The organism is Pseudoxanthomonas sp. (genome assembly GCF_027498035.1).
In the GTDB taxonomy this organism is placed as follows: Bacteria; Pseudomonadota; Gammaproteobacteria; order Xanthomonadales; family Xanthomonadaceae; genus Pseudoxanthomonas_A.
Window position 1 is genome coordinate 1,821,444 of sequence record NZ_CP114978.1, and the last position, 15,057, is coordinate 1,836,500.

Below are 15,057 nucleotides of genomic sequence, written 5' to 3' on the forward strand. Positions count from 1 at the left end.
GCTCAGTTCGTCGCCCAGGCGGGCGTGCCCGGCGCGTAATGCAGGTCGCCGTCATAGCGCCCCGGTACCGCTTCGTAGCGCAGGACCTGGGTCGCGCCCACGGTCGAGGTGAAGAAGCCGAAGATCACCAGCTGCTTGATCATCGTGAAGTAGTGCGGCTGCCGGACTTCCGGCGTGCCGCCCTCAGGGACAACCTGGTCCCCCAAAGCCTGCGCTTTGGCTTCGTTGTCCAGCGCGTGCAGCAGTTCGGTCCGTGCTTTCGGCCTCATCGCCAGGAAGCGGCCACCGGCGCGCTTGTCGATGTCGGCCAGGCCCGCGCGGAACACTGCCTGCTGTTCGGGCGTGTAGCAGTCGCTCACGAATTGGGCCATGAACAGACCCACGCCAGCCTCCTTGGCGCCGGGTGTCTCGGTCCTGGGCAGGATGGTTTCGGCGATCTCGTCCAGCTTCGCCACCTCTGTATCGGAGAAGACGTTGTTGGCCGCGGACACGGGCAGCTGGGCCTGGCCGTACACCAGCGGCGAACGGCCGATCATCGCCATGCCGGTGGCGACCGCGATCATCTTCAACAGCGCGCGACGTTCCATCACAGGTTCCCCGCCTTGAGTTCGCGCACCGCATGGTCGGCGGCACGCGCGGTCAGTGCCATGTAGGTCAGCGATGGATTCACGCAGGCGCTGGAGGTCATGCAGGCGCCGTCGGTCACGTAGACGTTGGGCGCGTCCCAGACCTGGTTGTGCATGTTCAACACCGAGGTCTTCGCGTCACGCCCCATCCGTGCCGTGCCCATCTCGTGGATGCCCATGCCCGGCGCATAGTCGCTCTCATGGATCTTCACGTCCTTGACGCCCGCCGCCTCCAGCATTTCGGCGGCATCGGCGCCCATGTCCTTGCGCATCGCGAACTCGTTCTCGCGCATCGACACATCCATCGCCAGCACGGGCAGGCCCCACTTGTCCTTGCGGCTGCGGTCCAGGCTGATGTTGTTGTCGTGGTACGGCAGCATCTCACCGAATGCGGTCATGCCGATGCTCCAGTCGCCCGGCGTGCTCAGCGCCTCCTTCAAGCCGGCGCCGATATTGAGTTCAGCGATGTCGCGCGACCAGCCGCTGCGGCTGGCCGAGCCCTGGTAGCCGAAGCCGCGCAGGTAGTCGCGCTTCTCGCCGGCGAGGTTGCGGAAACGCGGCACATAGAAGCCGCAGGGACGCCGGCCGAAGTAGTACTTGTCCTCATAGCCTTCGACCGAACCGGACGCACCAACGCGGAAGTGGTGGTCCATGACGTTATGCCCCAGCTCGCCCGAGGACGAACCAAGCCCCCCTTCCCAGACGTCGGTGGCCGAGTTCATCAACACCCAGGCCGAGTTGAACGCCGATGCATTGATGAAGACGATGTTGGCCGTGTACTCATAGGTCTGGCCGGTTTCGGCATCGATGATCTCGACGCCACGCGCGCGCTTGCGGTCCTTGTCGTACAGCACTTCCTTGACGATCGAAAACGGCCGCAGGGTCAGGTTGCCGGTCTTCATCGCCGCCGGCAGCGTCGCCGACTGGGTCGAGAAGTACGCACCGAACGGACAGCCCAGGATGCACTTGTTGCGATACTGGCAATTGACGCGGCCCTGCTCGATCTTGGGCTCGGTGATGTTCGCCGTGCGCGAGTGGATCATGTGGCGCGTTCCGCCGAAGGCCTTCTTGATGCGCGCGGCCACATCCTTCTCGACGATGTTCAGCGGGATCGGCGGCAGGAACTGGCCATCGGGCAATACATCCAGGCCTTCATTGGTGCCGGAAATGCCCGCGAACCGCTCGGCATGGTCGTACCAGGGTGCGATGTCGGCATACCGGATCGGCCAATCGGTGGCGATCCCTTCCCTGGCATTCGCCCCGAAGTCGATGTCCGACAGCCGGTAGCTCTGCCGCCCCCACATCAGCGAACGACCGCCCACGTGATAACCGCGGTACCAGTCGAAGCGCTTGGTTTCGGTGTACGGGGAGTCCTTCTCGTTGGCCCACATGCCGAAGGTGCTTTCCGCCAGGCCGTAGTCGCGCCGCAGGACCGGATAGTCCGCCTTCATCGCCTGGGTGGCGCTATCGTGGTGCGGGTAGTCCCACGGCTCCTTCATCGCATTGACGTAGTCCTTCACGTGCTCGATGTTGCGCCCGCGTTCGAGCATCAGGACCTTGAGTCCTTTCTCGGTCAATTCCTTCGCGGCCCAGCCGCCGCTGATGCCGGATCCGACGACGATCGCGTCGTAGTGCATGTCTGCCATGGGTGTTGTGTTCCCTCGGTGGATATTTTTTTACACGTCGCAGAGGCGGACCGCCTCGCGCAGCGATGCAACGGGGTCCGCCGCGAGCGGTGTGAATTCCTGCGCCAGGTAGCCCGTGAAGCCCGTTTCGAGAATCGCGCGGCAGATGGCCGGATAGTTGAGCTCCTGGTCGTCGCCGATCTCGTGCCGCCCGGGGACGCCCGCGGTGTGGTAGTGCGCGAAATACTGGTGGTGCTTGCGAATGGTGGCGATGATGTCGCCTTCCATGATCTGCATGTGATAGATGTCGTAGAGCAGGCCGAAGTGCTGCGAACCAAGCCGCTTGCACAGCTCGACGCCCCAGGCGGAGTTGTCGCAGAGGTAGTCGGGGTGGTCCACCTTGGAATTCAACAACTCCATCACCAGCATCACGCCACGCCGCTCGGCATGACCGAGGATCCGCTTCAGGCCCGCCTCGGCATTCTTCAATCCCTGGCCGGGGTCCATGCCGTTGCGGTTGCCGGAAAAACAGATGAGGTTGCGGTAGCCGGCGTCAGCAACCAGGTCGATATGGCGGGTATAGCGCTCGACCAGCTGGTCGTGGAATTCAACGCCGGCGAAGCCATCCTTCAGGTTGATCTCGGCCCCGTTGCACATCGAACTGACCACGCCGTGCGCTTTCAGGACGGGCCAGTCTTCCGGCCCGACCAGATCGATGGCGGCAAAGCCGAGGCCCTTCACCGTCAGGCAGAGCTGGTCCACGGACTGTTGTCCAAACGTCCAGCGGGCAACCGCCTGCTTGAGATTGCCCTTCAGTGGCGTCGTTGCGCCTGCTGCACGCGCCGGGAGCAGCCCAGCCGTAGCCAGTCCAACCCCGCCGAGCATCGCAGCGCGCAATGCGTCGCGCCTTGTCGTTCCGGGGATCACGGGCTCACCTCGCCACACTCGCGACATCGCCTGTATCAGGGCTGGATGCGCCTTTGGAAATAGCATGGGACGGCTGCCAGCGGATGTCGCGCGGCCCGTGATCTTCCACCTGCCCCAGGGTCGGACGCGGGCTTGCTGAGTGATCCGATAAGGTCATTTCCCCGGCCTCCCAACCGGACACTGACATGCACAAGCCGCCCTCATGCAATCGATTGCACGATAGCAGCGAAGGGCCGGATTGCAAGGTGCTGTGCGCAAAAATCCGTGCTGCAGGGCACAACCCGCAGATTGGCTAGCGTGCTGGCATGCATGCGCTGCCGGTCATGCCCGGCCAGGCATCCGCCGTGCACGGCCTGCAGCCGACGGTGGGCCGTTCGAAGCTGCAGCTGGATACGAAGGACGCACCCGTGATGCGCGACGGCCAGACCGGAGATTCCGGCCTGGCACGAATGAAAGCGCAAATCAGCGAATCGGCAGTTCGAACGGGCCGGCCGGCAGCGCCGCTGAATCGTAGAGGTTGACGAGCGGATTGTCGGCCCACGCATAGCGCACGCGGGTCGCCTCGCTGGCGCGTTCGCCCTGCAGGCGCACCTGGTCGCCCTCGACGACGGCATGCGCATAGCGGCAACTGGCCTGAACCTCGCCGCAGAGCTCGAAGCCCAGGACATCCGGTCCACCTTGCGCGACCAGGGCGCCGTCGATCCCGCCGAAGCGCACGAGCACGTCTGGCCCCGCGTGCCAGGCACGCAGGGCAACCGGACCGCTGGATGACGAAGCCACCCCATACACTTCCGCGCGCGCCGCACGGGCCAGTCGTCGCCCGACTTCCTGCTTGTTGGCAGGATGGATGTCGCCGACTTCCCCCAGATCTACGGTGACCGCCAACGCGGCATGTGGATCGGCTGCGACCACCTGCCGCTGGGCCTCGCGAAGTTCGGCCCAGTTGCTGGTTGCCGGCGCGCTGGCCAATGCCCCGTAACCTGCCAGCTGCACCACCAGCAGCGGAAGCGCTGGTCCGAACTGCGCACGAAGATCGTCGCGCCAGGTCGTCAACCGGCGCGCATAGCGTGCGGGTTCGTGCGCATTCGATTCGCCCTGGTACCACACCGCGCCGCGCAGGCCATAGCCACCCAGCGGTGCCATCATGCCGTTATGCAGCGTGCCAAAGCCGAATGCAGGCATCCACGGCGCTGCCGGTGGCATGCCGGCATCAGGATCCTCCGCGCGCACCTGCCAGTCTGCATCCAGGCCGATTCGCGTGCCGTCGGCCAGTACCAGTGCGCGGCCCGCCGCGGGGCCGGTGATGCCGCCTTGCCGATAGGTATTCAGGACATTCAGGACAATCGCGTTGGAACCGGCTTGCAAGCTGCCGGTGGCGATTGCATAGCGGCGCTCCACGCCGGACCCGTACGTGGTCCCGACACCAGCGCCGTTGACCCACGCGGTGTCAACTTCATCCACGCGGCCCAGTTCCAGGGTGGCCGATTGCTTCGCCTGCGCCGCGGTGAGGTCAACCGTCGTCCGGTACCAGCTCAGTCCGACATGGTCCACCAGCGCAGGTGCGACCCATTGGGAAGACGGCCGCGCCGACACCCAGTGCCCGGTGTCCCGCGATCGCCATGGAAGGTCGCCAGGCTGCTGCCGTGGCCGTCCGCGCCACCAGGCCTCCCACATCGATATCCATGGTTGAACCGCCGCATCGGGATCACGCGCGTGCAGGTCGAGCAGATCCAGCCCGGCATCGGCGCCACCTGCCGCGCGCAGTGCGGACGGACTGGTCCACGCCTCGATCCTCGAGCCATTCCATGAAGCGTTGATCAGGCCCAGCGGCACGGCCATGTCGCGATGCAGTTCACGGGCGAAATACCAGCACACCGCCGAGAACGACCGTACGCTTTCCGGCGTGGCCGAGGCCCAGACGGCAGGCACGTCGAAGGTGCTGCGTGGCGTCTCGCTGCTGCCCTTCGGCACGCGCATCAAGCGAATCAACGGGTCGGCGGCGGCCGCGATCTCGGCGTTAGCGTCGAGCGCGCGTTCCACCGGAAATTCCATGTTCGATTGCCCACCGCACAGCCAGACATCGCCGACGAGCACGTCGTCGAGGTGAAGCTGGTCCTGCCCTGCCGAAACATCCAGCGTGAATGGTCCGCCGGCAGGCTGCGATGGCAACGCTGCACGCCAGTCGCCATTGGACGCGGCATGCACGCGAGTCACCTGCTCGGCAAAGCGCACGGTGACCTGCGCCCCCGGCGTTGCCGTTCCCCAGATCGGAATCGGTTGGTCGCGCTGGAAGACCGCATGCTCGGTAAATGGCGCGCCGAGCAGGATCCCGGCCCATGCCGCCTGCACCACACTCGACAACACCAGGACCAGCAAAAGGGCCTGCGCTCGCCTCGCACGCATCACGGTGCGATGACGAACAGGCCACCTGATCCCGGCGCGCGCTCAAGCGCCTGCGGTGATAGCCGCGCCCTGGCGGTGGTGACAAACAGGCGTCCGTCTTCGCCAAAACACAGGCTGCCGACGTGATGGGCCGGCACCGCCACCGAGCGCAGTACCGCGCCGTTCTCGGCCAGTTCCACCACCGCATCACCGCCCCACATCGCCACCCACAGCCGCCCATCCGGCGCGCGCGCCATGCCATCGGGCTTTCCGGGCACACCAAGGAAATCGGTAACCACGCGCGGTTCTTCCAGCCTGCCGTGCTCGATGTCCACCGCATAGGCCAGCAGCGTCCGCGCCAGCGTGTCGATCACGTATAGCGTGCCGCCATCGGCCGAGAACGCCATGCCATTGGCCACGCCGAGTCCTTCGGCCACCTTCCGGGCCGGCTGGTCGACGGATGGCGCATAGAAGAGCGCGCCCTTCCCGGCCAGCAGTCCGCGGTGCATCGAACCACCCCACAAGCCGTTACGCGGGTCGATCACCAGATCGTTGAGGCGACAGCCCGGGCCGACTTCGATCCGCGGCCCGGCCTGTACCTGGCCAGCGGCATCCAGCCGGACGAAATGCTCCTCGCCATTGCCGACCAACTGGCCGTCCACCAGGCCCAGTGCCCACACCGGCTCGGGCAATGCAGTCCGCGTGCAGGCCTGGCCATCCCAGCGCAACAGGCTCGGCCGGGTCGGATCGACCCACAACACCTGATCGTCCATCACCAGCGGCGACTCGCCGACCAGCGCCTGTGGATTGCAGAGCAATGTCGCGGGCGATGCCGTGCGTCGCTGCAGGGCCTGGGTCCAGGCCCTTGCACGCGCGCCGACCTCCGTGGCATCGCGGCCGGGCCGGTACACATCCGAGCCAACCCCGACCCCACGCACGCCGGCTTGCCACAGGCCGTCCAGTTCCTCGTGCGCGACGCCGCCAACAGCCAGCAGCGTCACGTCTGCTGGCAGCACCACCGATAGCGCCGCCAGCCGCTCGCGGGCCTGGTGCGCGGGGAACGCCTTCAGGTGCCGCGCCCCGGCAGCGATGGCGGCGAACGCTTCGCTGGGAGACGAGAAACCCGGCACCGGCACCATGCCGTGCGCCAACGTCGCGGAGATGACGGCGGCGTCGGTATTGGGCGAGACGATGAACGCACATCCCCCTTCGGCCAGGCGCGCGACATCGGTGGCGGCGACCACGGTCCCCGCGCCAATCAGCATGCGCCCTTCGAAGTGCCGGGCCAGCCGCGTGATCGTGTCGAACGGCGCCGGGGAATTGAGCGGCACTTCGGCCAGTCGCACGCCGGCATCGAACAGGGCTTCGACCACGGCGATGGCATCGTCACCGGGCAGGCCGCGAAGAATCGCAATCAGCGGAACCTCCGCCAGCCATGCTTCGAATTGCGTAAGGCGCGCGTTGCTCATGACGCCAGCACCGCGCGATGGAGCGCCATGAATCCGCGCGTCACCGCATCGTGCGATGCCAACGGCAAGCCTTGCCCACCCAGCACCGCCAGCGCCCGCGCGTACAGCGCGCAGACCGGAGCCGCGCCCACCAGTGGCACCGGCCGATCCAAGGCATCCGGCCACAGTCGCTGCACGTCCGCCAGCTCGGCACCGATCAACAGGCCACGCAACCACGACGCACCGTCATGACGCGACAGGTCACCACGGATCACCCGGGCACGCGCGCCAAACAGCAATGTCCCCAAGCCAGGCCCCGCATGAGCGGCGCGCAATCCAGCGTCGAACACCTCGCCTTCCACGGCCGGCCCGTCGACCACTGACGCAAGCAGGCCGGCGGAGGTCAGCCGGTCGAAGATCTCACCGGACATGGCGGTGAGAAATTCCACCACGGCCCCACCCTGCAATCGCACCCATTTGCTGTGGGTGCCCGGCAGGACCACCAGGCCATCGGGCGGCACCGCGCCAGCGGCCATCAACCCGAGCAGTTCGGTCTCCTCCCCGCGCATGATGTCCGGTGCGTCGTCGGCGGTCCGGCGGCAGGCCAGGCCCGGCACGATGGCGACCGCAACCTCGCCGACCTCGACGCGATGCAGGCGCTGCGCCAGCGCCGCCGGCGTTGCCGGGCAGTCCAGATAGCCAGCATCGCTCCAGCCGATGTTCGAACCGACCATGCCGCAGGCATAGCGATGCGTCGCATCAGGCCAGCGCGCCGCGAGTCCGGCCACCATCGACTGCATCTGTGAACGGTCGAGCCCTGCGATTCCGCGCGGCTGTTCGACCTGGTCCATCACCTGTCCCTCGGAGTCGATCAGGAACGCGCGGAAGTTCGTGCTCCCCCAGTTGATCCCCACGATGGGTGCCTGTGCCCCGGCCGTCATCGACGCGTCACTCCAGCACCACCATCGAGCGGAAACACCGCGCCTGTTATCCAGCCACTGCGCGACGATGCCAGGAACAGCGCCAGCTCGGCCGCATCGTCCGGCGTCCCCAGCCGCCCCAGGGGATGTCGTTGCACATTGCGATCCCGTGCCGCTTGCGGATCGTCGCTCCGTTCAAACGAGGCCTGGAGCATCGGCGTATCCACCGATGCCGGCGCGATGCAGTTGACCCGGATCCCATCGGGCGCGAACTCCAGCGCGCACGTCCGCGCTACTTCCTCCAACGCCGCCTTGGATGCCGCATAGGCCGCCAAGGTCGGTGTCGCGAAACGTGCATTGATCGAAGACACCAGCACGATGCTCCCACCGGCCTGGCACATGCCGGGCACGACCGCGCGCATCACCCGGACCGCACCGAGCACGTTGACCGAAAAGGTGTCCATCCAGAGCGCGTCGTCATTGTCCAAGGTCCCGCCCGAAGGGCAGACCCCGGCGCAGTGCACGACGGCATCGAAGGCACCGAGCGCATCGACCAGCCGACCGATGCCGGCGGCCACCGCCCCGGCATCGCCGACATCGGCGCGGGCAAATGCATCCGCGCCATGGACCACGCTCCGATCCAGCGCCGCGACCCTGGCGCCATCGGCCCGCAATCGCGACAGGACTGCCGCACCGATGCCGCTGGCGGCTCCGGTGACCAGCGCAATCTTTCCATGCATCGAGCCTTCGCTCATCTTTCCTGCATCCTTCATGCGGTCCGTGCTCAGAACCGGTAGGTCAGCAAGGCTTTGTAGGAGCGGCCAAAGACGACATTGGTCCGCAACCCCTCCTCATAGCCGTCATAGGTCCGCTGCTCGCTGTCGAGCAGGTTGTTGGCCTCCAGCTTCAACGACAGCGCATCACTGAAATCGTAGCTGAAGCTGGCCGAGAGATCCTTGTAGGTGTCGTTGTAGATGCCGGTGGCCGCCGCCGACAGGCCCACCAGGTATTCGTCGCGCCAGTTGTAGGCCACGCGTGCACCAAACGGGCCGTTCTCGTAGTAGCCAATCAGGTTCACGTTGTTCTTCGACAACCCAGGGAAGGTCAGCGCATTGCCATTGACGTCACGGATCGGCGTTTCCGAATCAATCCAGGTGTAGGTGGCGACCATGCCAAATCCTTCGAACATGCCGCTGAAGGGCACCTGCGCCAGGAACTCGGCACCACGCACGCTGGCGCTGTCGCCGTTGACCTTGCGCAGCACCAGGTAGTTGGTGCCGTTGTAGGTCTCGGCCGTCTGCTGCTGCACGATGAAGGTCGACACGTCCTTGTAGAACAGGCCCGCCGACAACATGCCCTGGCCGCCGTAGTACCACTCCAGCGACAGGTCGTACTGGGTCGCCTTGAACGGATCCAGGTCTGGCGCGCCACCGGTACCCGTGCCAAGCGATATCTGGGTGCCGTTGGTATCGAACACGGCGTTGTTGTTGAGGGTCACGCCGTTGTTGAGGTCTTCGGTGTTCGGGAACGCCACCACCTTGGCTGCGCCGCCGCGCAGCACCAGCGTGTCGCTGAGCTGCAGCCTGGCCACGCCGGAGGGCAGGAACTCGCGGTCGTTGCGACGGAACACCGACGGCTGCGCCACGCCTGCCGCATCGAGCAGGTTGCCGCGTGATTCCAGGTCGCGATCGACCATCCGCACGCCGACGTTGCCGGAGAACCCCATGCTCCCGAGGGTGGCATCCCAGTTGAGCTTGGCGTAGGCCTCCAGGAAATCCTCATCCACGCCGAAGGTGGCGGCATAGGCCAGGGCGTTGTTGCGCGGGTCCAGGCACTGCGCATTCTGCGAGATCGCCGGGATCGTGGTGAAGGTGTCGCAACCGCCGAACTGCGCCCTGTACGCCCCCAGGTAGGCGCGCGGCAGCCCTGCGAATTCACCCGTCAGGAAGTTGCCATTGCTGTAGACCCGGAGATAGTCGGCCAGCTCGGTGGCCGGAATCCCGCCGACGGGACGGATGTCGGCACGCAACGGATTCTGTTCGCTCTCCATGCGGTTGAAGCGGGCGCCGAAGTCCAGGGAGGTGAAGGCCCCCTGGTCGAACAACAGGCTCCAGTCGGTACGCAGCGCCTTGCTGTCCGTTTCGGCGCGCCAGTCATTGTCGAACATGATGGTCATGCGCCACTGGGCCGGATCGGTCACGTCGATGCCGCTGACGTTGAAGCTGCCGAAGCTGCCGCTGCGCAGGTCGAAGTCCGTCACCGAGGTCAGCCCGGCCGCCGGCGCCAGGCGCATGTAGCGCTGGTGGTAGCTCGCCGTGGACCTGGCCCAGTTGGCCTCGACACTGCCGTCCAGGCGATCGCCCACCCGGAACTTGGCGCGCAACGCCGAAGACCAGGTATCCGAATCCACGTCCGCCACTTCGGTATTGAGCAGCACCGTGCCGGTGGAGCGCCCGGCCAGCAGGATGTCGTGGTCCGAATAGACGGCATTGGTCAGGCCCGCCGCCGGATTGAAGGCGACCCAGTAGCGATCGCGTTCGGCCTGCTGGCGCGCGTAGAAGGTATCGGCGGTGATTTCCACGCCGTCTGCCGGCCGCCACTGCAGCACCGCGCTGACGCCGGTCTTTTCGCGATCATCGTCGATGTTCTGCGCGCGCATGTCGGTGCTGCCGAAGCGGGTATTGCCGTCGGCATCGGTGTAGCGGGCGTAGCCGGAGAACGTGTCCAGGCCCTGCTGCACCACCTCGCGCTTGCCGTAGGTGGCCGAGATCAGCGCGCCGAAGGTGCGGTCGGCATTGCGCATGCTGAGCAGACCGAATGCATTGCTGCCAACGTCTTTGGACAGCTCGTCGTAGGTGCCAGCCAGGCTGACCACGTTCTGGGTGACATCGCCATCCAGCGGCATGCGCGTATTGATGTCGATGATGCCGCCCAGGCCACCGGCGATCTGGTCGGCACCAGCCAGCTTTGTCACCGACAGGCGCGAGATCAACTCCGAAGGGACCAGTGAGAGCAGGCCATAGGTCGAAGTTGCCAGCTGGTCCAGGCCGTTCCCGCCGCGACCGGTGGCGTCCACGATCTGGCGGCCGTTGTACAGGATCACGTTCTCTTTCATGCCTCGGACCAGGATGTCGCTACCCTCGCCCATGCCGCGTTCCAGCTGCACGCCGGCCACGCGCGCCAGCGATTCGGCCACGTTGGTATCGGGCAGCTTGCCGATGTCATCGGCCACCACCGCATCGACGATCTGCGCCGAATCGCGCTTGATGTCGCGCGCGGCCTCCAGGCTGCCACGGATGCCGACCACGCTGACCGAATCCAGCGTTTTTGCTTCGCCCTGCTGCGGCGCGGCCTGCTCCGGAACGGATGGCTCCGCGACCACCGCCTCTGCGGGCGCGGTCTGCGCGGCGGCCATCACCGGTGCCAACAGGCACGCCCCCACGGCCATGAACAAGGTTGAACGTCGAACGTTACGCATGAGTTGGGCCCTCCCCCAAGTGTGGGACCCGGAACCAGCTCGCCTGTGATGGCCAACCCGCCCCGGGTCCAGCGCTATCCGTTAGTTGCTGCTGCGCTGCGGCTTGGCAGCGTGTCGCTAATATAGCAATATAATTTTGCCGCACACGCTGCACTGCAGCGACAACTCAAGCACTGGAAGCAAAGCCTCTCGTTTTCCGCGAAAGCTTCGTTGCTTCCATCGGTACACAAAATTCGACGAGACCACGCGCATGTCCGAGCTGCAAGGCGTTTTCCCCATCCTTCCGACCATCTTCCATGCCGACGGCAGCGTCGATGAAACCGGCACCTCCAACGTCTTCGAATACCTGCTGGGCGCCGGCGCCGCCGGCGTGGTGTTCCCAGGCCTGGCCAGCGAATACGACATGCTGACGCCGGAAGAGCGCCTCCACCTGACGGCCTGCATTGGCCGCTGGAACGAGGGCCGCGTCCCGGTGATCGTCGGCGCTAGCGCCGGATCGCTGGACCAGGCGGTGGCCTACGCCCGCGCCGGGGCCGACATCGGCGCGGCCGCGGCGATGGTGCTGACGCCCCACGCACACGCCGGCGACCCGACGGCGATGGCCGCGTTCTTCAACGACCTGCATGCACGCAGCGGCGTGGCGATCATGTTGCAGAACGCACCGGCCCCGATGGGCATTGGGTTGGGCGTGGACGAGGTCGTTTCGCTGGCCGCGCGCGTGCCGGGCATCGCGTACGTCAAGGAAGAAACCATGCCGTCCGGCCACCGCATCACGGCCCTGGGCCAGCGCACGGCCGGCTCGGTCCGCGCCGTGTTCGGCGGCGCCGGCGCCCGCTATGTCCTGGACGAACTGGCGCGTGGCGCGGTGGGCACCATGCCCGCCTGCGAGATCACCGAAGTGCACGTCGCGATGCTGGCAGCCTGGGCTGCGGGTGATCGCGAGTCTGCGCGCACGCTTTTCGAGCGCACCCTGCCGCTGCTGAGCATGCAGGCCATCTTTCGTTGGCGCCTGACCAAGGCCGTACTCAAGCGCCGCGGCCTTATCGCCAGCGACCACGTCCGCGCACCGGGCCCGGCGCTGGACAGGGAGGATCAACGCGAGCTGGATATCCTGCTCAACCGCATCGCCGACCTGGTTCCGATGGACTCGGCACCGGGCAGGACCAGGAAGCCATCCGCATGAGCCAGATCGCAAAGGTCGAGACCTTCATCCTCAGCATCCCGCGCACCACGCCCTATCTCGGCCCACTGGGCCCGGGCGAGCGGGTGAACAGCCGCGGCTACCTGGTCCGCAAGGGCAACGGCACGCTCTACCCGACCGTCGACCGCTCGGTCGTCGTCAGGCTCACCACGGAAGACGGCGCGGTCGGCTGGGGCGAGACCTACGGCATCTGCGCGCCCCGCGCGGTGTGCGAGATCATCCACGACCTGCTGGCCCCGGAACTGATCGGACGCGAACCGGAGGACGTGGAACAGGTCTGGGACGACCTGTATGGATTGATGCGGGTGCGTGGCTGCTTCGGCGGATTCCACGTCGACACCATTGCCGCGCTGGACATCGCGCTGTGGGATCTGCGTGCGCGTGCGCGCAATGTTCCGCTCTGGACCCTGCTCGGCGAACGCCAGCACGACGCCATTCCCGGCTACCTGTCCGGCCTGCCGGCGGCGACGCTGGAAGCAAAGCTGGCCATGGCGCGCGACTTCGCGGCCCTGGGCCATACCGCGTTCAAGGTGCATGCCGTGGTCAGCCACGACGGCATCGTCGAAGAGATGGCCGCACTGCGCCAGGCGCTCGGCCCCGATGCGGAGTTGATGGTCGACCTGCACTGGAAGTTCACCTGCGAGCAGGCGCTGGATCTTGCCCGGCAGCTGGCACCGCACGACATGAAGTTCATCGAGGCGCCGCTCAAGCCGGAAGATGTCCAGGGACTGATCGCACTGGGAAGTCGCAGCCCAATCCCCATCGCCGCCGGCGAGGAATGGCATACCGAATACGAAGCGCGCCTACGCCTGGCCGGCAACACCCTGTCCTACATCCAACCCGAGATGGGCCATACCGGCATCACCCAGTTCCTGCGCATCACCAGGCTGGCCAACGCGCATGGCGTGCAGATCGCGCCACACGCCACCATCGGCGGCGGATTGTTCATGGCGGCCAGCCTGCACGCGACAGCCGTCACCCCCGGGTTATGGCGCCACGAATGGCAACACTCGATCTTCTCGCGCTCGCTGGAGATGCTCGATACCGACATGGCGTATCGCGATGGGCATTACCACCTGCCCACCGGCAACGGCCTGGGCGCGGTGCCGGGTCCTGCGTTCTGGGATCACGCCGAATGGGTCGGCTGAGCCGGCCCGTCGTAAACCAGCGACAAGGGCGAGCGCCGCGCCAGACGCAGCGCCGTCCACGCCAGCAGCACGGCAATCGGATGCAGGAAGGCCATCAGCACGAAGGTGCGATCAAAGGCATGGTCTGACACCAGCATGCCAACCACCTGCGCCGAGAGCATGCCGCCCAGCGCACTGCCGCAGCCAATCAGGCCCGCGACCGATGCGATGTAGCGCGAGGGGAAGATATCCACGACCAGCGATGTCAGGTTGATCTGATAGACCAGGTGGGCAAAGGTCACCAGGCAGGCCAGGGCGAACAACACCGGGATTGAAGGATGCAGGGTGATGAAGATCCCGACCGGTGCCAGCACCGCCGCGCCGGTCATGGTGACCAGGCGCGCACGCACCGGCGTGCGGCCGCGGCGCACCAGTGCGCCGGAGATCGCGCCACCGCCCACGCTGCCGATGTCTGCGGTCACATACACGATCCAGGCCAGCGACGCGATCGTCGCCAGGCTCATGCCGCGCGCATCTCCCAGGTATTTTGGAAACCAGAACAGGTAGAAATACCAGACCGGATCGGCCACGGCCCGCGATGCCACCAGGGCCCACACCGCTGGCGTGCGCGCCAGCTTGCCCCAGACGCCTTTCATGGACGGCTTGGGTTGCGCCGCTGCCTGCGGTGACGGCTTGGGATAGGCGAACCACCAGGCCACGATCCACAGCAACCCGACGACACCGGTAATCCAGAACGCACTGCGCCAACCGTAGACCAGCGCGATGCCACCAATCAGCGGTGGCGCCACGGTGGCGCCAATCATGGCGCCCGCGGTGTACAGGCCAAGGGCCAGCCCGCGCTCACTCGCCGGAAACTGTTCGGACACCACCTTGGTGCCGACGGTGTAGTTCCCCGGCTCGCCCAGTCCAAGCGCGAACCGTGCCGCGCCCAACTCCACCGAACTGCGCACCATCCCCGTGGCGATGTTGGCCAGTGACCACCAGCCAATGAAGAGCACCAGTGCAACCTTCGAGCCCAGCCAGTCGGTCACGCGCCCCGCAAGCACGTAGGCAAACGCATACGCCAGCAGGAACACCTGGACGACCCGCGCGTACTCCAGATCGGACATATCCAGGTCGGCCTGGATGGTGGTGGCCAGGATCGACAGTGCCTGGCGATCCAGATAGTTGATGACCGTCGAAAGGAACAACAGGCCCAGCAGGACCCAACGCACCTTGCCTGTCCTGCCCGCATCGACACCCACGACCATTCGCCTTCCTCCCCACAACGAGGATCGAACGTATTGCTATTTTAGCAACATG

The 15,057-nt window shown here is 66.2% G+C and carries 11 protein-coding genes; 2 read left to right on the plus strand and 9 right to left on the minus strand.

The window, feature by feature from the left end; all coding sequences use genetic code 11:
• Positions 1–2: 2 nt before the first annotated feature.
• From O8I58_RS07930 to O8I58_RS07965, 8 genes are all read right to left on the minus strand, one after another.
• A complete protein-coding gene (locus O8I58_RS07930) occupies positions 3–587 on the minus strand; it encodes a gluconate 2-dehydrogenase subunit 3 family protein (protein ID WP_298322079.1) in 585 nt (194 codons plus the stop codon).
• Positions 587–2,272: a GMC oxidoreductase gene (locus tag O8I58_RS07935; protein ID WP_298322081.1), complete on the minus strand. Its 1,686-nt coding sequence runs from the start codon at positions 2,270–2,272 to the stop codon at positions 587–589. Before O8I58_RS07935 ends, O8I58_RS07930 begins: the two co-directional genes overlap by 1 nt.
• A gap of 30 nt (positions 2,273–2,302) precedes the next feature.
• Positions 2,303–3,136: a hydroxypyruvate isomerase family protein gene (locus O8I58_RS07940; RefSeq protein ID WP_298322840.1), complete on the minus strand. Its 834-nt coding sequence runs from the start codon at positions 3,134–3,136 to the stop codon at positions 2,303–2,305.
• Between the two features lie 504 nt (positions 3,137–3,640).
• The gene (locus O8I58_RS07945; protein WP_298322083.1) at positions 3,641–5,542 is read right to left on the minus strand and encodes a sialate O-acetylesterase; all 1,902 of its coding nucleotides are present in this window, start codon (positions 5,540–5,542) and stop codon (positions 3,641–3,643) included.
• Between the two features lie 38 nt (positions 5,543–5,580).
• Positions 5,581–7,029 (minus strand): 2-dehydro-3-deoxy-6-phosphogalactonate aldolase, encoded by a 1,449-nt coding sequence (locus tag O8I58_RS07950; RefSeq protein WP_298322085.1) that lies wholly within the window; start codon positions 7,027–7,029, stop codon positions 5,581–5,583.
• On the minus strand, positions 7,026–7,949 hold the full coding sequence (locus O8I58_RS07955) for a 2-dehydro-3-deoxygalactonokinase (RefSeq protein ID WP_298322087.1): 924 nt from the start codon (positions 7,947–7,949) through the stop codon (positions 7,026–7,028). Before O8I58_RS07955 ends, O8I58_RS07950 begins: the two co-directional genes overlap by 4 nt.
• A complete protein-coding gene (locus tag O8I58_RS07960; protein ID WP_298322094.1) occupies positions 7,946–8,683 on the minus strand; it encodes an SDR family NAD(P)-dependent oxidoreductase in 738 nt (245 codons plus the stop codon). Before O8I58_RS07960 ends, O8I58_RS07955 begins: the two co-directional genes overlap by 4 nt.
• Positions 8,684–8,712: 29 nt before the next feature.
• Complete coding sequence (locus O8I58_RS07965) at positions 8,713–11,406, minus strand: TonB-dependent receptor (RefSeq protein ID WP_298322096.1); 2,694 nt, start codon at positions 11,404–11,406, stop codon at positions 8,713–8,715.
• 250 nt (positions 11,407–11,656) lie between these two features.
• Between O8I58_RS07965 and O8I58_RS07970 the strand changes: the two genes are divergently transcribed.
• Positions 11,657–12,589: a dihydrodipicolinate synthase family protein gene (locus O8I58_RS07970; RefSeq protein ID WP_298322098.1), complete on the plus strand. Its 933-nt coding sequence runs from the start codon at positions 11,657–11,659 to the stop codon at positions 12,587–12,589.
• Positions 12,586–13,755: a mandelate racemase/muconate lactonizing enzyme family protein gene (locus O8I58_RS07975; RefSeq protein WP_298322100.1), complete on the plus strand. Its 1,170-nt coding sequence runs from the start codon at positions 12,586–12,588 to the stop codon at positions 13,753–13,755. Before O8I58_RS07970 ends, O8I58_RS07975 begins: the two co-directional genes overlap by 4 nt.
• On the opposite strand, the gene O8I58_RS07980 is transcribed toward O8I58_RS07975, so the two are convergent.
• Positions 13,734–15,005 (minus strand): MFS transporter, encoded by a 1,272-nt coding sequence (locus O8I58_RS07980; RefSeq protein WP_298322102.1) that lies wholly within the window; start codon positions 15,003–15,005, stop codon positions 13,734–13,736. The two genes, O8I58_RS07975 and O8I58_RS07980, sit on opposite strands and share 22 nt — an antisense overlap.
• Positions 15,006–15,057 lie beyond the last annotated feature (52 nt).

What these genes read in the sequence shown, in the direction of transcription:
- O8I58_RS07930 (WP_298322079.1), bottom strand. Translation starts at nt 587, where the DNA reads ATGGAACGTCGCGCGCTGTTGAAGATGATCGCGGTCGCCACCGGCATG.
- O8I58_RS07935 (WP_298322081.1), bottom strand. Translation starts at nt 2,272, where the DNA reads ATGGCAGACATGCACTACGACGCGATCGTCGTCGGATCCGGCATCAGC.
- O8I58_RS07940 (WP_298322840.1), bottom strand. Translation starts at nt 3,136, where the DNA reads ATGCTCGGCGGGGTTGGACTGGCTACGGCTGGGCTGCTCCCGGCGCGT.
- O8I58_RS07950 (WP_298322085.1), bottom strand. Translation starts at nt 7,029, where the DNA reads ATGAGCAACGCGCGCCTTACGCAATTCGAAGCATGGCTGGCGGAGGTT.
- O8I58_RS07955 (WP_298322087.1), bottom strand. Translation starts at nt 7,949, where the DNA reads ATGACGGCCGGGGCACAGGCACCCATCGTGGGGATCAACTGGGGGAGC.
- O8I58_RS07960 (WP_298322094.1), bottom strand. Translation starts at nt 8,683, where the DNA reads ATGAGCGAAGGCTCGATGCATGGAAAGATTGCGCTGGTCACCGGAGCC.
- O8I58_RS07965 (WP_298322096.1), bottom strand. Translation starts at nt 11,406, where the DNA reads ATGCGTAACGTTCGACGTTCAACCTTGTTCATGGCCGTGGGGGCGTGC.
- O8I58_RS07970 (WP_298322098.1), top strand. Translation starts at nt 11,657, where the DNA reads ATGTCCGAGCTGCAAGGCGTTTTCCCCATCCTTCCGACCATCTTCCAT.
- O8I58_RS07975 (WP_298322100.1), top strand. Translation starts at nt 12,586, where the DNA reads ATGAGCCAGATCGCAAAGGTCGAGACCTTCATCCTCAGCATCCCGCGC.
- O8I58_RS07980 (WP_298322102.1), bottom strand. Translation starts at nt 15,005, where the DNA reads ATGGTCGTGGGTGTCGATGCGGGCAGGACAGGCAAGGTGCGTTGGGTC.